This window comes from Paenibacillus sp. J31R109 (genome assembly GCF_059692055.1).
In genome coordinates this window covers 648,863-665,571 of the sequence record NZ_JCAUAR010000002.1, presented here as the reverse complement: position 1 = coordinate 665,571, position 16,709 = coordinate 648,863, and the positions used below count along the sequence as shown (strand labels likewise).

12 protein-coding genes are annotated in these 16,709 nt (G+C 44.8%); 10 read left to right on the top strand and 2 right to left on the bottom strand.

Annotation, left to right across the window (positions count from 1 at the left end; translation table 11 throughout):
* Window positions 1-11 precede the first annotated feature (11 nt).
* The 5 genes from AC58QT_RS08795 (at window position 12) to AC58QT_RS08775 (ending at window position 7,525) form a co-directional block, all read left to right on the top strand.
* Window positions 12-1,289, top strand: a complete 1,278-nt coding sequence (locus AC58QT_RS08795; protein WP_497408569.1) for a hypothetical protein — start codon at window positions 12-14, stop codon at window positions 1,287-1,289.
* 219 nt (window positions 1,290-1,508) lie between these two features.
* A complete protein-coding gene (locus tag AC58QT_RS08790; RefSeq protein WP_497408568.1) occupies window positions 1,509-3,164 on the top strand; it encodes a PucR family transcriptional regulator in 1,656 nt (551 codons plus the stop codon).
* Window positions 3,165-3,286: 122 nt separating this feature from the next.
* Complete coding sequence (ald, locus tag AC58QT_RS08785; protein ID WP_497408567.1) at window positions 3,287-4,402, top strand: alanine dehydrogenase; 1,116 nt, start codon at window positions 3,287-3,289, stop codon at window positions 4,400-4,402.
* 483 nt (window positions 4,403-4,885) lie between these two features.
* The gene (locus AC58QT_RS08780; RefSeq protein ID WP_497408566.1) at window positions 4,886-6,532 is read left to right on the top strand and encodes a hypothetical protein; all 1,647 of its coding nucleotides are present in this window, start codon (window positions 4,886-4,888) and stop codon (window positions 6,530-6,532) included.
* Window positions 6,533-6,565: 33 nt separating this feature from the next.
* The gene (locus AC58QT_RS08775; RefSeq protein ID WP_497408565.1) at window positions 6,566-7,525 is read left to right on the top strand and encodes an acetylxylan esterase; all 960 of its coding nucleotides are present in this window, start codon (window positions 6,566-6,568) and stop codon (window positions 7,523-7,525) included.
* A gap of 22 nt (window positions 7,526-7,547) precedes the next feature.
* On the opposite strand, the gene AC58QT_RS08770 is transcribed toward AC58QT_RS08775, so the two are convergent.
* Both AC58QT_RS08770 and AC58QT_RS08765 read right to left on the bottom strand, forming a co-directional pair.
* Window positions 7,548-8,462: a helix-turn-helix domain-containing protein gene (locus AC58QT_RS08770; RefSeq protein WP_497408564.1), complete on the bottom strand. Its 915-nt coding sequence runs from the start codon at window positions 8,460-8,462 to the stop codon at window positions 7,548-7,550.
* Between the two features lies 1 nt (window position 8,463).
* Window positions 8,464-8,670: a YrzA family protein gene (locus tag AC58QT_RS08765; protein WP_310223138.1), complete on the bottom strand. Its 207-nt coding sequence runs from the start codon at window positions 8,668-8,670 to the stop codon at window positions 8,464-8,466.
* A gap of 182 nt (window positions 8,671-8,852) precedes the next feature.
* Between AC58QT_RS08765 and AC58QT_RS08760 the strand changes: the two genes are divergently transcribed.
* From AC58QT_RS08760 to AC58QT_RS08740, 5 genes are all read left to right on the top strand, one after another.
* Complete coding sequence (locus AC58QT_RS08760; protein ID WP_497408563.1) at window positions 8,853-10,625, top strand: ABC transporter ATP-binding protein; 1,773 nt, start codon at window positions 8,853-8,855, stop codon at window positions 10,623-10,625.
* Window positions 10,591-12,411 (top strand): ABC transporter ATP-binding protein, encoded by a 1,821-nt coding sequence (locus AC58QT_RS08755; RefSeq protein WP_497408562.1) that lies wholly within the window; start codon window positions 10,591-10,593, stop codon window positions 12,409-12,411. The genes AC58QT_RS08760 and AC58QT_RS08755 overlap by 35 nt, the downstream gene beginning before the upstream one ends.
* 85 nt (window positions 12,412-12,496) lie before the next feature.
* On the top strand, window positions 12,497-14,701 hold the full coding sequence (locus AC58QT_RS08750; RefSeq protein ID WP_497408561.1) for a GDYXXLXY domain-containing protein: 2,205 nt from the start codon (window positions 12,497-12,499) through the stop codon (window positions 14,699-14,701).
* A gap of 36 nt (window positions 14,702-14,737) precedes the next feature.
* Window positions 14,738-15,604 (top strand): EamA family transporter, encoded by an 867-nt coding sequence (locus tag AC58QT_RS08745; RefSeq protein WP_497408560.1) that lies wholly within the window; start codon window positions 14,738-14,740, stop codon window positions 15,602-15,604.
* A 109-nt stretch (window positions 15,605-15,713) separates the two neighbouring features.
* On the top strand, window positions 15,714-16,352 hold the full coding sequence (locus tag AC58QT_RS08740; RefSeq protein WP_497408559.1) for a hypothetical protein: 639 nt from the start codon (window positions 15,714-15,716) through the stop codon (window positions 16,350-16,352).
* Window positions 16,353-16,709: the final 357 nt, after the last annotated feature.

Sequence of the window (16,709 nt, the reverse complement as noted above, 5' to 3'; positions counted from 1 at the left end):
GGAGGGGTATCATGGGTAATTTTTATCAGGTAGCGCAAAAAAACGGGAAATGGTCGTTTATAACGCCGCAAAATCAACCTTTTTATTCCCTTGGTGTGAATGGCGTGCATAACCAGATCGTGGATCAGGCTCATTGGTTGAAAACAAATCTGGTACAAAAATACGGCGGAAATCGAGAATGGTTTCCCGAATGGGCCAAGAAAAAGCTGAGCCAGGTGGAGCAGTTCGGATTCAATACGCTGGGGGCTTGGCATGAACCTTATTATTGGGGAAACGGTAAGCCAAAAACAGTTGAAATCCGTATGTCCAGGTTTGCGCCAAAGGTGAACACGGATTGGGGAACGGGATTCCCTGACGTATTCGACCCCAAATTTCATGCCTCCGTGGAACGCGCATGCTTGGATTGCTTTATGAGCGGCCGGGGGGAAGCACTATTGAACGATCCAGGTGTTATTGGTTATTATACCGATAATGAAATTCACTGGTGGGGACATGGCGGCAAATGGGGCAACAATGACCCAGGCAATGGCGCGAATGAAACGAGCCTAGTTGATGACTATTTGGAACAGCCGGCAAACGGGTACGGGAAATTGGCCTGGATCAAGACACTACGAGAACGCCACTGTTCGATTGAGAGATTAAATGAGACTTGGGGAGCCGAATATACAGATTTTGAGGACTTGGCGCATATTGCGGTTTACCGGGCGGATCATCCAGAAGCGCTGGAAGCGGACAAATTGGCTTTCCTTCGTCTGATTGCTGAGCTTTATTATCAAACGACATCAAATGCACTCAAACGATATGATCCAAGCAGACTTAACCTGGGGGACAGGATGGTGGGTACAAGCACACCAGAGGTTGTTTTTGATGTCATGAAAGACTACGCAGATGTGATTACGCTGAACTTTTACAGCTTTGACCTGCCGGAACGGTGGATGAGTTATATTCACGAGCGCACAGGCTTGCCGTTCATGATCACTGAATTCAGCTTCTGCGCGGGTGCGCAAGCAGGGTTTTTGATGAATACCAACGGAGCGCGTAATGTCTTAGTACGGTCCCAAGCTCGCAGAGGAGAAACGTATCGCAACTTCGTGGAAGAAGCTGCCCGCATGCCTTTTGTTGTGGGAACACATTGGTTCGCCATGTACGACTATGGCAATCCCCAAGGCTTGATTGGGAACTACGGGCTGCTCGATCTTGCTGATGAACCCTATGAGGAGTTCACCCAATTGGTTCGTCAGACGAACGAAGATGTACTTCAAATTAGAAATTCGCTGGAATCGTCATAGATCTATCGTACGATGGAAGAACACGCCGCTTGCTCATTTGGTCTGAGCTGGCGGCGTTTTTATGTGCGAAGACTTTGGAACCCATCTAATTTTCGTGTACACTTAAAATGAAAGCTTCCTTGTAAGTACATCTTTCTGATATCCACAAATACTCTAGGGCAAATGTTGTGGATAACTTTCATTTTAAATCGTAGATTGCGTAGAGAGAAGTGAGTTTGGATGCATCAACATTATCAATTAACCGTCGAAGAGGTATTGAAACGTCCCTCTTTTCAGCATGCCTACATCGCGGCTGGCGCAAAAGGCTTAGGCCGATTAGTTCGTTGGGTTCACATTATAGAAGTGATACAGTTTGAACAGCTGCTGCAAGGTGGCGAGATGATTCTCACCACAGGTGCGGCTTTTAAGAACGATACCGATTTGTTCATGACCTATTTAAATCAATTAATCCATAGAAATGTAACCTGTCTCTGTATCGAGATGGGACATTATATAAGTTCAGTACCACAAGCTTGGATGGATGCAGCAGAGGCTCACGATTTCCCGCTTATTATCTTCTCAGAGGCGGTTCGATTTATTACGATCACGCAAGATATTCATGCTCATATCATTAATCAACAACATAAGGTGCTTCAGGATTTGGAGAAAATCTCGCGTGAATTTCACCGGATGACCTTAACTTCGCAAGGTGTCACGCATGTACTAGCTTTACTGCAAAGCAGTACCAAAGGACAGGTCATTTATGCCCCTGTGGATGCCCAGCCAAAGTTCACGCCACCGCTTGGGAAAAAGGAGTCCTCCCAATGGCTGGCTTTTCTTGATAAACGCAGCCTAGAAAGTGGAAATGAAGGTCCAAGTGTTGGCCCATTGTATGAAGAAGTGGAGGGCCGCACGGTCATTGCTCAGCCTGTAGGCGCTATGGGGAAAACCTGGGCGCACATCCTGCTCGTTCTAGATCGAAAGCCACAGGAGTACGAGTATTTAATTTTGGACTCCGCATCCCTGTCCATCGCGCAAGATTTGTTGCGCAAAAGGTATATGGAAGAGCGGAAATTGTATTCGCAAACGCTATGGGTCGATGATTTACTGCACATGCGCATTCATGATGAGGAGCAGATTAAGGGGCTGATCGGCGCTGAGTTTAGGCGGTTGAATGCACTAACCTATCGGGTAGTTTTGATCGAATTTGACCAGGAGCATGATGAGGGTGGAGCCACAGAAGATGAGGGAATCGAATCTGCGGGATTGCACTTGTCGCTCGCAGCACGATCGATTTTCGAAGGTCAGCTTTTTCACCCCTTAATCACCTTGAAACACAATAGACTTGTCGTTGTCGCATTCGATAAGGCTCCCCAGAAGGCGGCTAAGGAGCGTTTGAAGCACGTGTGTGAGTTGATTCAAGGGATGAAGGATAATGAGGGGATTCAGTTGAAAATGGGGATTGGCCTGCCGAATCAAAAGTTCCTACAAGCGCATCGCAGCTATCAACAGGCGCTTCAAGCCTTATCTTTAACGGTCACACTTCAGCAAAAAAACGTGATGTTTTATGATGAACTTGGCGTATTTGAGTTGCTATTTCATATTGCGGACAAGGAGATTTTGGCATCATTTATTCGCTCCTACCTCGGTCCAATTCTTGATCATGATAGTCAAAAAGGCAGTGAACTCCTGCGAACGCTTAAAGTGTATCTCGACCATGATGGTTCGAAGCAAATTGCTGCGCAGCAGCTTTTTATCGTGAGACAATCCCTCTATTACCGATTGGACAAAATTGAAGAGCTGCTAGGCGCTGACTATATGAATTCGGAGAAAAGATTAGCCCTTCAAGTAGCCATCCGTGCCTATCAACTTTTGCATCCAGAGAAGAAATTGTGAAAAAAAAGCTGTTTATTTTTTGACAAAATGTCTAATGGAACGGAACCTTTTCTCTCTTATACTTGGAGTCAAGTAGAGAGCGATCCTTGTGTTAAGGGGTCCTCAAGAGAGGTTGATGGGGCATGATTATTGGCGTTCCTAGAGAGATTAAAAATAATGAGTTTCGTGTAGGCATGACACCGAGCTCGGTGCTATCATACATTAAAGCAGGTCACGAAGTACGGGTGGAAACATCAGCTGGGCACAGCATTGGGTTCATGGATGAGGATTATACGGCAGCAGGAGCAACGATTGTTCCAACAGCAGGGGAAGTATGGTCCTCTGATATGGTAGTCAAAGTGAAAGAGCCGCTACCTGAGGAGTACGGGTATTTTCATGAAGGCTTGATTTTGTACACGTATCTGCATCTGGCTCCTGAGGCTGAATTAACACATGCTTTGGTCAGCAAAAAAGTAACAGCTATCGCCTATGAAACGATCCAACTCGACAATGGCAGTTTACCGTTATTGACACCGATGAGTGAAGTGGCTGGACGTATGGCTGTGCAGATTGGTGCGCACTTTTTGGAAAAAGCGCATGGCGGCAAAGGCATCCTGCTAGGTGGTGTACCAGGCGTTGAACCTGGGAAAGTAGCCGTTATCGGCGGCGGGATTGTCGGTGCCAATGCAGCCAAAATGGCTATCGGGCTTGGTGCAGATGTGACCATTATTGATTTGAATGCGGATCGCCTGCGTCAATTGGATGATCAATTTCAGGGACGTGTCAAAACGATCATGTCCAACCCGTATAACATCGCAGAGGTTGTGCGTAAAGCGGATTTGGTAGTCGGTGCGGTACTTATTCCTGGTGCTCGCGCTCCTCGTCTAGTGACGGAGGAAATGGTGAAAACGATGAGCCCAGGCAGTGTAATCATTGACGTTGCCATCGATCAAGGGGGTTCAATCGAGACGATTGACCGTATTACTACACATGATCAACCAACCTACGTAAAGCATGGCGTTATCCATTACGCCGTTGCGAACATGCCTGGAGCGGTGGCGCGCACTTCAACCTTGGCGTTGACGAATGTCACCACGACGTACGGACTTCAAATCGCAAAAAAAGGCTTCGTGCGTGCAGCGCTCGACAACAAGGCGATTGCTAAGGGGATCAACGTCGCAGAGGGACATGTTACGTATCTAGCTGTAGCAGAAGCACACGGATATACGTATACCGATATCTATTCATTGATTCAGTAAAAAGAGATGAAGGGCCTCCACGAGTTTGTGGAGGTTTTTTAGTTGCCATTAAGCATCTCGCTATGAGGAGAGAACTGCGAAAATACATCTTTTTAAGGAGAATAGACCGTTTATCGAGGAATTGCTGCAAAATTACATCCTTTTGTACGGATAATCCATAAAAAGGAGAAATACCGTGGAAAAAGCTGCACAATCGCATCTTTTCTAATAGACCGCGACTTCTCTAGTAGAAAAAGTTGCGTATTCGCATCTTTTTTTAGAGTGTGACTTTCGGAGGATGGAAGATGGAGCAGCCGTGTTTCTTTTCTATTAAATCTATTTCCGTGAGCTCCCCACCGTAAATCCAACCCGGTAACTTCTCGTTGACGCTACATGTATTAGACTATAAAATGATAAAAGTGAAACGTTTCAACAACATAATGATAGATCTATTTTTTGCTATGAAACAAAAAGCTGATGAGCTTTTCAATAGGAGATGACAATTTGACGACGATACAGCAACGACAAGTAGAAATCATTGCCAGCATTGCAGCCGCTGCTAATATACAGCCCATTTTGAGCAATGGCTTTCTTTTTGAAGGGGACGTTCGGGATAATTTCTATTACGCCTCCTATTTATTTGCCGCTTCCGTGGATAATGCGGTTCCTTTCGAGGGTGATCGCGAGAAGGCAAAGGACAAAGCAGAGCGCGTGTTCCTGAACTTACTAGAAATTCAAGATCAGGATCCGGCTAGCAGCACCTACGGGCATTGGCCGCTTAATCTGAGACCAACACCTCAAGAGGCGACTAAGAATACATTACCTGTCGAGTTAATGGGGAGCTTGATGGTTTATTTTGCTCAGCGCTATCAAGAGCAGTTGAGTGATGCTCTCCGAACCGCTTTTGATAACACGCTTCGCCATATATACAAAAGCAACTTTTACCGGAAAGCGGTTACAAATTACGGTCATCATGAAGCAAAATATACCGCTGCTAAGCTGATTTTGGGACAACGGTACGAGGATGCCGAACTCCTTAAGGATGGGCACGAAAGCTTGCGTGTTACGCTCGAACGTGTAACATCCAACGGGATGACGGAGTACGGAGGACTGCCATGGTTCTGGCACTGGGTGCAGGCTTTTACCTGTGCGTGGCAGTTGACGCAAGATGAAGAAATTCGCAGTGATTTAGCTCAAATGTTGGACTATTTATGGAATGAACGTGCGACGTACTACTTAGGTGGAGCCTGGGTAGGTCCGCATGCGCGGATTTGGCCGCATGATATGCCGAGAGATATGAATGTGTTGCACGATTACGTACAGTTCGGAGATTTCAAGCTGCCAGCGCCGATGCCAAGAACGGAATATGCAGGTTTCCTTGTGTATGAAGCACCAACACATTGCCTTGAAACTGCTCTGCAGCGTAGGTCAACTCCTGTAGAAATTAAACGACAAGTTCCCAAACAAATTGGACAAGCGGAGCATGAGCAGGATCATCTTCACAGCTATGTATATATCACAGAAAATTATGCAATCGGTGGTATGTGGGAGCGAATCCGTGAGTTTGATAACGAGCAGCACCGCTGGGACGTTGCTTTCCCGCTCGATCATTTGCAATCTGTGAATCATGCTTATTTTTTCCATCCGGATTTGGAGAAGCCAGAAGGAGATTTACGCCATCAGAGCGAATACACAGAAGTGCTTTTTCATAGGCATGTAATTATGGCGACTTATGATATACCAGAGAACCAACCGGGCTATATCAAAGGGTGCTTACCGCTGGGTGAGTGGGTGGAGTCACCAACTGGACTATTTGGTCGGTTTGCTAATGTTTACTTGGCCGTATTTATCCAGCAACCGTATAAGCGTGAGATTCTTGAGGATCGCTGCTTTGTAACTAGCCAGGGGAGAAAGAATGCAGTCGTCGTCGAATGTATCGATCTGGCAGAAGCGGAGTCCCACGGCATTCGCGATGTTCACCATTTTGCCGAGCTCATGCTAGCTAAGCAACCTCATTTTGGTGAAAATAATATCCTTTCCTATACGTCTTTAACGAATGATACATTGTTAGTAAGCGGCGATCCAACGAAGGAAATCACTTCACTTGTAAATGGTGAAGCAATAGACTTCACTTCCTACACGGTCGCTTAAATTCATACATAGGATAGAAAAGAGGATGTTTACATGCCAGCAGTTGATTATCCATTAGAAAAGTTGCTCACGTACGAAGGGCGAAATCCAAGACCCGAAGACTTTGATGCTTACTGGGAACGTGCCATCGCTGAAATGAAAGCTGTAGATCCCCAAATTGAACTTCGCCCAAGCGATTTTCAAGTGCCGTATGCGGATTGCTTTGATCTGTATTTCACAGGTGTGAAAGGTGCTCGTATTTACGCGAAGTACATTCGCCCGAAGAACGTCACTGAGCCTCATCCAGCTATTGTTCAGTTTCATGGATATTCAGGTAATTCTGGAGACTGGAATGATAAGTTGTCTTACGCAGCTCTGGGGTATTCGTTCTTCTCCATGGATTGTCGTGGTCAAGGTGGATTCTCTGAAGATGTTGGCGGAACCAAAGGGACAACTTTACGCGGACACATTGTTCGTGGTTTAGATGATCATCCAGATCAGCTCTTATTCCGTGATATTTTCTTGGATACCGCACAGCTAGCAGGGATTGCCATGAACATGCCTGAAGTTGATGCAACACGTGTAGGTGCGATGGGAGGCTCACAAGGCGGTGCATTGACGATTGCCTGTGCGGCGCTGGAACCACGTATCAAGAAATTAGCACCCGTCTACCCATTCCTCAGTGATTACAAACGCGTATGGGAAATGGATTTGGCAAAGGATGCCTACCTAGAATTGAAAGATTTCTTCCGTCGTCATGACCCGCAGCACAAGCGCGAGGAAGAATACTTTACGAAATTGGGTTATATCGATATCCAAAACTTAGCGAATCGGATTGAAGGCGATGTGATGATGGCCGTAGGTCTCATGGACACGGTATGCCCGCCGTCTACCCAATTTGCAGCGTATAATAAAATCACGGCGAATAAAAAGCTAGAAATATTCCCAGATTTTGGTCACGAAGGATTGCCAGGTTTTAACGATTTGACTTTCCGATTCATGATGGATCTTTAACAAATAAAAAAACCACTCCCATTCAAATTGATGCGAGTGGTTTTTTGCGCTCAGCTTGCTGCTGGCGATATTGGGTCGGTGTGACGCCGATCATTTTTTTGAACAGCTGATTGAAGAATTTCATGTCTTGATAACCGACAAGTGCGGCTATATCACTGATTTTGTCTGATGATTCGCGTAAATACTGACAGCAAGCTTCCAATCGCGCATGCTGTACATATGTGGTGAAGGTCATACCTGTGAGCTTTTTCAGCTGACGTTGGAGCTGGCGTTCACTTAAAGATAGCTTGGCCGCTGCTTCAACTAAGGTGATCGGATGGCTGCAATTCGTACGAATATAAGCCAAGATATGCTCGATGCTTTTCATATTGGCTTGAGGAACCTGTGGATGCTGATCCAGCTTCTCTCGATGCATATATACGAGCAATTGCTGCACAGATGCTTGCATAACGGTGATAAAACCTGCGCGGCGAGCATTATACTCGAAATGTAATCGCTCAAATAGAGATTGGAATTCACCGTTCTGTTCATGAAAAGATAGAAATTCTACTTCGTCATTCGTTTCCGTTGCTTTTTGAAAAAAAAGCTGCATATCTGGATCCCCCATTGCTGCAGCATGCTGAAGCAATTGGTTCATCCAGGCTTGTGTGAAGATAAAGTTATAGACGATGAGCGGTTTTTTTTGATTCGTTGAGGATGGTCGGAACACATGGGAAATGCCAACTGGCAAAAAGAAGAGGTCTCCTTTGGTTACTTGCATACTGACATTGTCAATATAATGGGAACCGCTTCCTTCGGCGACATAACTAATTTCGATGAAATCATGTGTATGCTGCTGTAGATCAAAAGTTTCATGTACACGATTCACATAAAAGGGCAATTCAGGAATGAAATAGAGGTGGCCCGGCGACTCCATAATGCTTCGCTTGATCGTCATCTTATTTCACTTTGAAATGAATAACAGCACTGTACAGCATTTTACCTGCATTCGGGTCGAATACAATGTGGTGCTGTATCGCATAAACATCAAGCATGAGCGCTTTGTTATTGTCGATTTGGTCATTAATTTTCTTTTCGAGTGTTTTCATGTCGTAAGCTTGAAAAAATTCAATTTTATTTTCAATACGATCTAAAATAAAGTCCATGATCCTGCGCCTCCTTCGGTTGAATGTAAATTTATGACGACTTCTCTTATTATAACGTCAATTTTTGATATAGGAAGTGCAATTGAATAGGCGTATACTGTGAATTGCATAGGATCGGACGTTTATAATACATGGGCAAAGCCTTACAAGACAGTCAAAAAAGATATGGGAAGTGATGTCGTTTGAAACCTACACGGTTATTGGTTGATTTCTTATTAAGGAAATGGCCGTTGTATGTCATTGCCGCACTCTCTATTACGGTAGGGAATATTGTTTACTCGTTCTACCCCAAATTACTGGGGATGTTTACGGATCAGCTACAAAAGGGTGGGCTCAGTAAAAGCTTAATTGCGAAGTACAGTCTAGAATTGCTCGTGATCGGGGTTACTTTTGGTGTTTTATGTGCGATTGGGCAATACATGATCATGCGGAATGGGCGTCGCTTCGAATTCGAAACGAGAAATCGCTTGTTTGATCATTTCACCCATTTGGGAGCTACGTTTTATTCGAAGAATGGTGTTGGCAAGCTGTTGAGTTACGTAATGAATGATGTCACGGTTATTCGAGAATCGATCTCGATGGGCATCAACCAAGTTGTAAACTCTGTTATTTTAATCACTGCCGCTATATTTTCGATGCTATTTAGTTCCATTCCGTTGTATGTCATCCTAATCTGTATCATACCTTTAGTACTCATTCCTATCTTATCTGTTAAATTTCAACCCATTATTAAGGAACGGTCCTTAGCGGTTCAAGAAGCATTAGGATCGATGACGGAGTCGGCAGAAGAGCAATTCGGCGGTATTCGGGTAGCTAAGAAATTTGCTGTGGAACCGATTATGATCGGCCGATTCAGTGAAACCGTTGATCGCATTCGAGACAATCAATTACGATTAGTGCGGCTTTCTTCTTTGTTCGAAGCTATCATTCCGTTTCTGGGTGCGGTATCGCTAATTGTTGCGATTGCTTTCGGGGGCTATTTGACCATTCACGATAGGATTACAATCGGGAACTTCGTTGAATTAACACTGTACATTCGGATGATGGTCAATCCCTTACAGCAAATCGGACGTGTGATTAATGCCTTGCAGCGCTCACGAGCATCCTTGGAGCGGGTGAATGAACTGTTATCGATGGAATCGGAAATCAAACAGACGGAGCTTGCCCAGCCTACCCATCTCGAGCAGGAAGAGATTCGCATTGAACATTTGTCCTTCTCTTATCCAGATGATGAGGATGAAGTACTGCACGATATCTCACTGACGATTGAACCAGGCAAATCGATTGGTATTATTGGCAAAACGGGCAGCGGGAAGTCCACCTTGATGAAAATCATGCTGCGGATCTATGATCCGCCGGAAGGGACCGTGTGGATTGGCGATTGTGATATCCGTGATGTGACACTTGAAAGCTTGCGTAATCAAATCGCTTACGTACCGCAAGAGGGATTTCTGTTCAGTACATCGATTCGGGATAATATCGCCTTCTTCAAAAGGGAATCCTCGATCGAACAAGTGGAACATGCTGCCAATAAGGCGCAGATTTTATCCAGCATTGTGTCTTTTCCAGAGAAATTTGAGACGAAGCTCGGGGAACGCGGGGTCACTTTATCAGGTGGTCAGCGCCAACGAACGAGCTTAGCAAGAGGGATTATTAAAGATTCACCTTTGATGATTCTAGATGACAGCGTAAGTGCGGTAGATTCAGTGACAGAGAAGCATATTATTGATGCGATCAGGCAGGAGCGATCGAATAAAACGACGATCTGGATTGCACACCGTATCTCGGCACTGAAACATACTGATGAAATCATTGTGCTGCACGAAGGAAGAATTGTGCAACGTGGCACACATGATCAATTGCTTATGCAAGAAGGCTTGTATGCAGAGCTATATGCGATACAGGAAGGGGGCAACGAAGATGTTCAAGCAGACGAAACCTCCACTAGAGCCTAAGCAAACGCAAGCATCCTTTCGCGCGTTAGCCAAATACGCCAAACCGCATAAGTTCACATTTGCTATTGTCATTGTGTGTGCGCTCCTAGGTATCGCGGCAGATTTATTTCAGCCGTATTTGGTCAAAATTGCGATTGATGATAATTTGATGATCGGTAAAAATGACTTCAGTGCCCTGATTATGATTTGTGTGATGTACGGGGGGCTATCAATCTCAAGTATGTTCTTCAGCTACATACAAAATAATTTGCTTCAGTTCGCAGGTCAAAGCATTGTAGCTAAAATCCGCAAGGATCTCTTTCAACATATTTTCAAGCAATCCATGTCTTATTATGACAAAACGCCAAGCGGCAGCCTCATTACCCACGTTTCTAGCGATACAGAAACTTTGAACCAGTTCTTTACGCAAGTACTTCTAAGCTTAGTACGTGATAGTATGACATTAATTTTCATCGTTGTTCTTATGTATCATTTGGATCCGACACTGACACTGTACAGTATGATTGTGATTCCCATCATCCTACTTATCGCGGTAGGCTTCCGTGAATACATGCGCAAAACCTATCAACTTTCACGGTCGAGATTGTCTCAAATGGTTGCTTTCACGGCGGAGAATTTATCAGGCATGCACCTGATTCAAGCCTTCCATCAAGAGAAAGAACAGATGAGTCGCTTCACAGATAAGAATACAAGCTATTTCCGCGCGAACCTGAGAGAGGTTCGAACGAATGTGTTATTCAACCGCTCCTTTGACATCTTAGGAAATTTATCGATCGCTTTTATTACCTGGATTGGCGGTATTGCCGTCTTCGACAAAGCGGTTGAATTTGGGGTGCTCTACGCTTTCATTACGTATATTAGGCAATTTTTTCAGCCGATCAATAATATTACGCAGCAATGGAATACCTTACAATCTACGCAAGTGTCCATGACTCGGATATGGAACATTTTCGCGGCACAGCCTGAAGTGAAAGACAAAGAGGCTTCAGAGCTGGTCCCGCTGGACGATGTGAAAGGTGATATCCATTTTGATCATGTACACTTCGGTTATCAGAAAGACACAGCTGTCATAGAAGATCTTCAGTTGCATATCGCGCCAGGCGAGATGATTGGTATTGTTGGTACCACAGGTGCAGGTAAAAGCTCTCTAATTAGCCTTCTTTGCCGCTTCTATGATGTTCAAGGAGGCAGCATCCGGATTGATGGTGTGGATATTCGAGACATTTCACAGAAGGATCTCCATCGGACGATTGGCTTGGTACAACAAGAGCCTTATTTATATGCCGGGAGCATTTTGGAAAATGTAAGAATGTTTGACTCTACGATTTCACCAGAGACGGTTATCGAAGCTTGTAAGTTAGTCGGTGCGGACGCACTCATTTCCCGGATGAAGGATGGGTATGAAACACGGATTTCAGAGCGAGGCAGCGGTTTGTCGGCAGGGGAACGGCAATTGATTTCTTTTGCCCGTATCATCGTATTCCAGCCTAAAGTTCTTATCTTAGATGAGGCTACAGCTAATCTGGATTCACAAACCGAGCAGCTCATTCAAACCGCATTGCATATTGTTGCTGAAGGAAGAACGACGATTGTCATTGCTCACCGGATCTCTACAATTATGCACGCTGACCGTATTATTGTGATGAGTCATGGGGAAATTGTTGAAGAAGGTACACATACCGAGCTACTTGCTTTTCAAGGCTTTTATGAGCAATTGGTTCAGCATTCACAAGGAACGCAAAGTAAGGGGAACGAAACGGAAGGCCGCATTTCATCCATAGGCTAATGATCAGGTACTAGGAATAGATAGTACTTCTCAAATCAGTGATCTCCTGTACAATTAGAAGCATGGAAGAGAGGAGATGAACAGCATGAAAACCAATAAAGTCATGATCCAACTGGGATATATATTGGGAGCTAGTGCTCTTTTAACTGCGATCGGTTACTTCTTTGCTTCGAACTGGGCGATGTTAAACCGATTCGAGAAGTTTATTCCGATATTTGTACTCATTGTGGGGTTCTATGGATTATCTGTGTGGCTTTCACGCCATGTCGGAAGAGAGTTTTTAAGTAAATTAAGTCTATTTGCCAGTTGTATTTCCTTCGGTGTTGGGGTTGGGTTGATCGGTCAGACCTACAATTCGCATGCAGACAGCTATAGTTTGTTTCTCGTGTGGTTTGTGCCAGCGCTGCTGTACGCGATCTTAACAAGGTGGCAGCCTTACTATGTGTTGAGCTATATCCTTGGCCACCTTGCTTATGGTTTGTTCTTCTTTCCCAAATGGGGCAGTTATTTCGAAGCCGAGGGAGCTACACTCCTTATCTGGTTAGGGCTAGCGATTATGAACGGGTTCTTGTTCATCTTGTTTGAGAAGGGCCGATTACATGCACCATTTCTCAAATGGGTGACCTTTCAAGCGACATTATGTATATTCATTATCATGTCCGTGTCCCACACGTTCGAGCATTATGGCATTTGGATGAACCTGCCGCTCATTGCGGTACTGGCTGCAGCTGTCATGTATGCGCATCGGACACAGAATAAAGTGTATCTGCTGTTCGCTGGTTTGTGGATTTCAGCCGCGATCACCACGAAGTACATTGAACTGATTATTGAGTACCACAATGAACTTTTCTTCATAGTGAGCTTGCTTTTCGTCATTGTGTTTATCGGTGCGAATGTGATGTTTATGAACTATGTGCGCGCCTGGAAGCCTGCTTCTAAGGAAATAGAAGTGGAAGTCGATTCGGCTGCCAAAGGTGATGGAGATTTCAGTAAGTGGGTCGTTCGCGTGCTGACGGTTTCCGTCATTATCATCGGCTCGTTGCTAGGTTGCTTTACGTTGATTGGACTCGTAACGGTTGTTCTTGGGTTTGACGATCCAGCCAATATACTGATTGGATATGGGTTCGTGGCTGTAATTGGTATGCTAGCTGCGAAAAAACTCAATGTGCTGGCCCGTTTTACCATTCTGCTGAGTGGACTTATGCTCGGTGCTGGTGCGGCCATTGTGACCGAGCAATCCTCGATGCTGCTCATTTTTCTAGCTTTAACATTGGTTGCATTTGCCTATCTTAAAGGATTGGTTACACGGATTCTGTTCTTCGTGGCATCCATTATCATTGTAGCTTTTGTCTTGTTTGACTGGATCAACAGTGGGGTTACTGTGCTAAGTATATTGTCTGGATTGCTCTTCTTGCTTTTTGCCAGCGGGCAACTCATACGTCAAGTTGAGTACCGGGAACCAGTCCTGTATAGCAGTTTTCCAGCTTTCTTGTTAGCACTGTTTGCATTAACTTTCCTGACCGAGTCGGGCTGGTACTACTTCACGAATGTGCTGTTCTTTTTGTTGGTTCTCGCAGCGATTGTGATAAGTAGACAGCTTCAAGTTCAATGGGTATACGCTTGGTCCATGGGCTTCTGGATTGCTTTCCTCGTGTACAAATATTACGATTTGGCTTGGAAGCTGCTCCATAAATCCATTAGCTTCGCGATTATCGGACTTCTAATCCTAGGGATCACGGTGTGGCTTGAAAAGAGACAAAAGCCCGAAGAAGACGAGGCATCGCATGCGCTTCCTGTATATGGAGCAAATCGTTGGCTCATCGCTTTACTAGTCTTATTGCAAGTGGGGGCTATGTCTTTGCAAATTGGCAAAAGCGAATATCTGCTTAGTCATGGAAAGCTGATCAAGTTGCAGTTGGAACCACTGGATCCTCGCTCATTGATTCAAGGTGACTATGTACGACTTCGTTACACCATTTCATTGCCGCCTATGTATCAAAATAACCTGGAAGAACGGACGGGGAAAGGAAAAGTAGCCGTTGTTCTTGCGCCAAGCGGAAACTCGGAAGTATATGAGTTCCGCAGAGAGTATAAACCAGGTGAATCACTCTCTCCTGAGGAAATTCGGTTGAATGGTGAAAGAGAGGGTTATGAAGGAATCGTATACGGTATTGAGAATTTCTTCATTCCAGAGGGTACGGGTAGAGAGTATGAACAAAAAGCCAAATTTGCGGAAGTGAAGGTATCTGCGAATGGTGATGCGATACTCGTACGTTTAACAGAGAAATAAGTCAGCATTTATAGAAAGAATGAGGTAACGAACATCATGTGGCTGTTATTTTCCGTCCTCGCGGCACTATGCTTTGGGCTGCGAGGCATTTTATATCATTGGTCAAGTCAGCAATCGCTGAATCGCAATGTTTTGCTTTGCGGCACGTTTGCTATGGGGGCCGTTGTAAGTTTCGTGTGTGCACTAATATGGCAGGCACAGTGGGAGACCACCGCACTGATTGGGATTCAAATGGGTTTGTTCTCCTTCGGAGCTAACGCCAGCATGTTCAAAGGCTTCGCAGTGGGCAAAGCTTCGTTAGTTGCGATTTTGACAGGTTTACCATCGGTGGTGGTCGTACTATTTGCATATGTGCTATGGGGTGAACGGCTGAACTTGCTTCAGCTGTTTGCTTTTGTTGTTATTGTGATCGGTATTTTATTCGTCAGGTATTCCAATGATATTACGTTGAAAAACTTACAAGGCGCGGGATGGGGCGTGATCGCTCTCCTTTTATTTGCGGCCAATGACTTGTCCAGTAAATGGACAACACTTGTACACGCGTCGTTATTTCCGACCTTGTTCTTTATGTTTACGACAGGCACGATTTGCTTTGGCATCTGGTGGTGGCGGGATAAGAAGCAAGGTGATGAACAATCTTCAGCAAGAAGTTCGTGGACAGAACAAAAAACGTTCCTATTTGGTATGGCGGTTGGCATTACGAATGTCATGGGAATGATTCTTATTATTCATGGTTTTGCAAATGGCATTACGGGTCTGGTTTCTGCCGTAGTTGCCCTGAATGTGCTGATCGTCTTGTTGTACACGCGATTTATTTTGAAGGACAAATTCTCAAAGCTCGAACAGTCCGGCTTAGCGATTGCGATGGTTGGCATCCTTATGATGAAGCTTGTTGCTTCTTAAATTCGCAATTCATCATGTAAATTACAACATATACTTTCTGATCTGGCGTAAATGCGTTACAATAAGATTATTCGTGCCATTAAGAATGATTCAGGAGGCTATAACGACAATGACAGACAAAGATATCGAAACACAAGCAACCGAAGAGAACGAACATGATCCGGAACGTGATCAGGCCCAAGTCATTATTACATGGTTTCAACATATCCAAGAGATTGTGAAAGAACAATTCCCTGAATATGAAGTCGATGGGCAAATTGGGAATAACCCGACTTACGGTCCGATGTTTGCTTTTACCCTCAAAAAAGACGAGAAGTCCACAGCATGCGGATTTTTCTTGAATGAAATTATGCGTAATTTCCAAACGAATCCTAATGCAGGATTATGGTTGTCCTCATTCTTCGTAGATTTATTGAGAAGTGACGAGAGTCATCTGCTTCCGAATCCACCGCAAACCGAAGATGAAGCCAAAGAATTACTGGACAAGCATATTGTTCCTTATTGCGCTGCAGCCGTACGTGAGGAGTTCCCTGAACAGAAGATTTATGTAGATCTAGAGCTGCATGAGGAGCATGGCCCCGTACTTGAGGCTGGCTTCGTAGCTGTAGAGGATGGCAATAATACATGCGCATTACCTTTGCAATATTTAATGACGTTATATTTACTGAATCGTGACCCTGCAGAACCCCTGATTCAAGCGATGTACCGATTGTATGAGGAAAATAATCTAGGTCAAGTAAATTCTTAGTTACTATGCGAGCCACCCAAAATGGGTGGCTCGATTTTTTTAGTAGACCAAGTAGGCTGTGAGACGTCGAGAGTAGCGGTCTCAAGAGTGAAACTAGTTTAAACGCCGAAACGCGTAGCTGAGAGGTTAATAATAGCAGTCTCAGCCGCGCCTCAGCACCAAATACACTCTGAGCCGTCGAAAGAAGCCGTCTCAGCAAGTCAAACTAGTCTAAACGCCGAAACGCGTAGCTGAGAGGTTAATAATTGCAGTCTCAGTAGCGCCTCAGCACCAAATACACTCTGAGAGGTCGAAAGAAGCCGTCTCAGCTAAATAAATTAGTCTGAACGACGAAACGCGCGCAGCTGAGACGTCGGT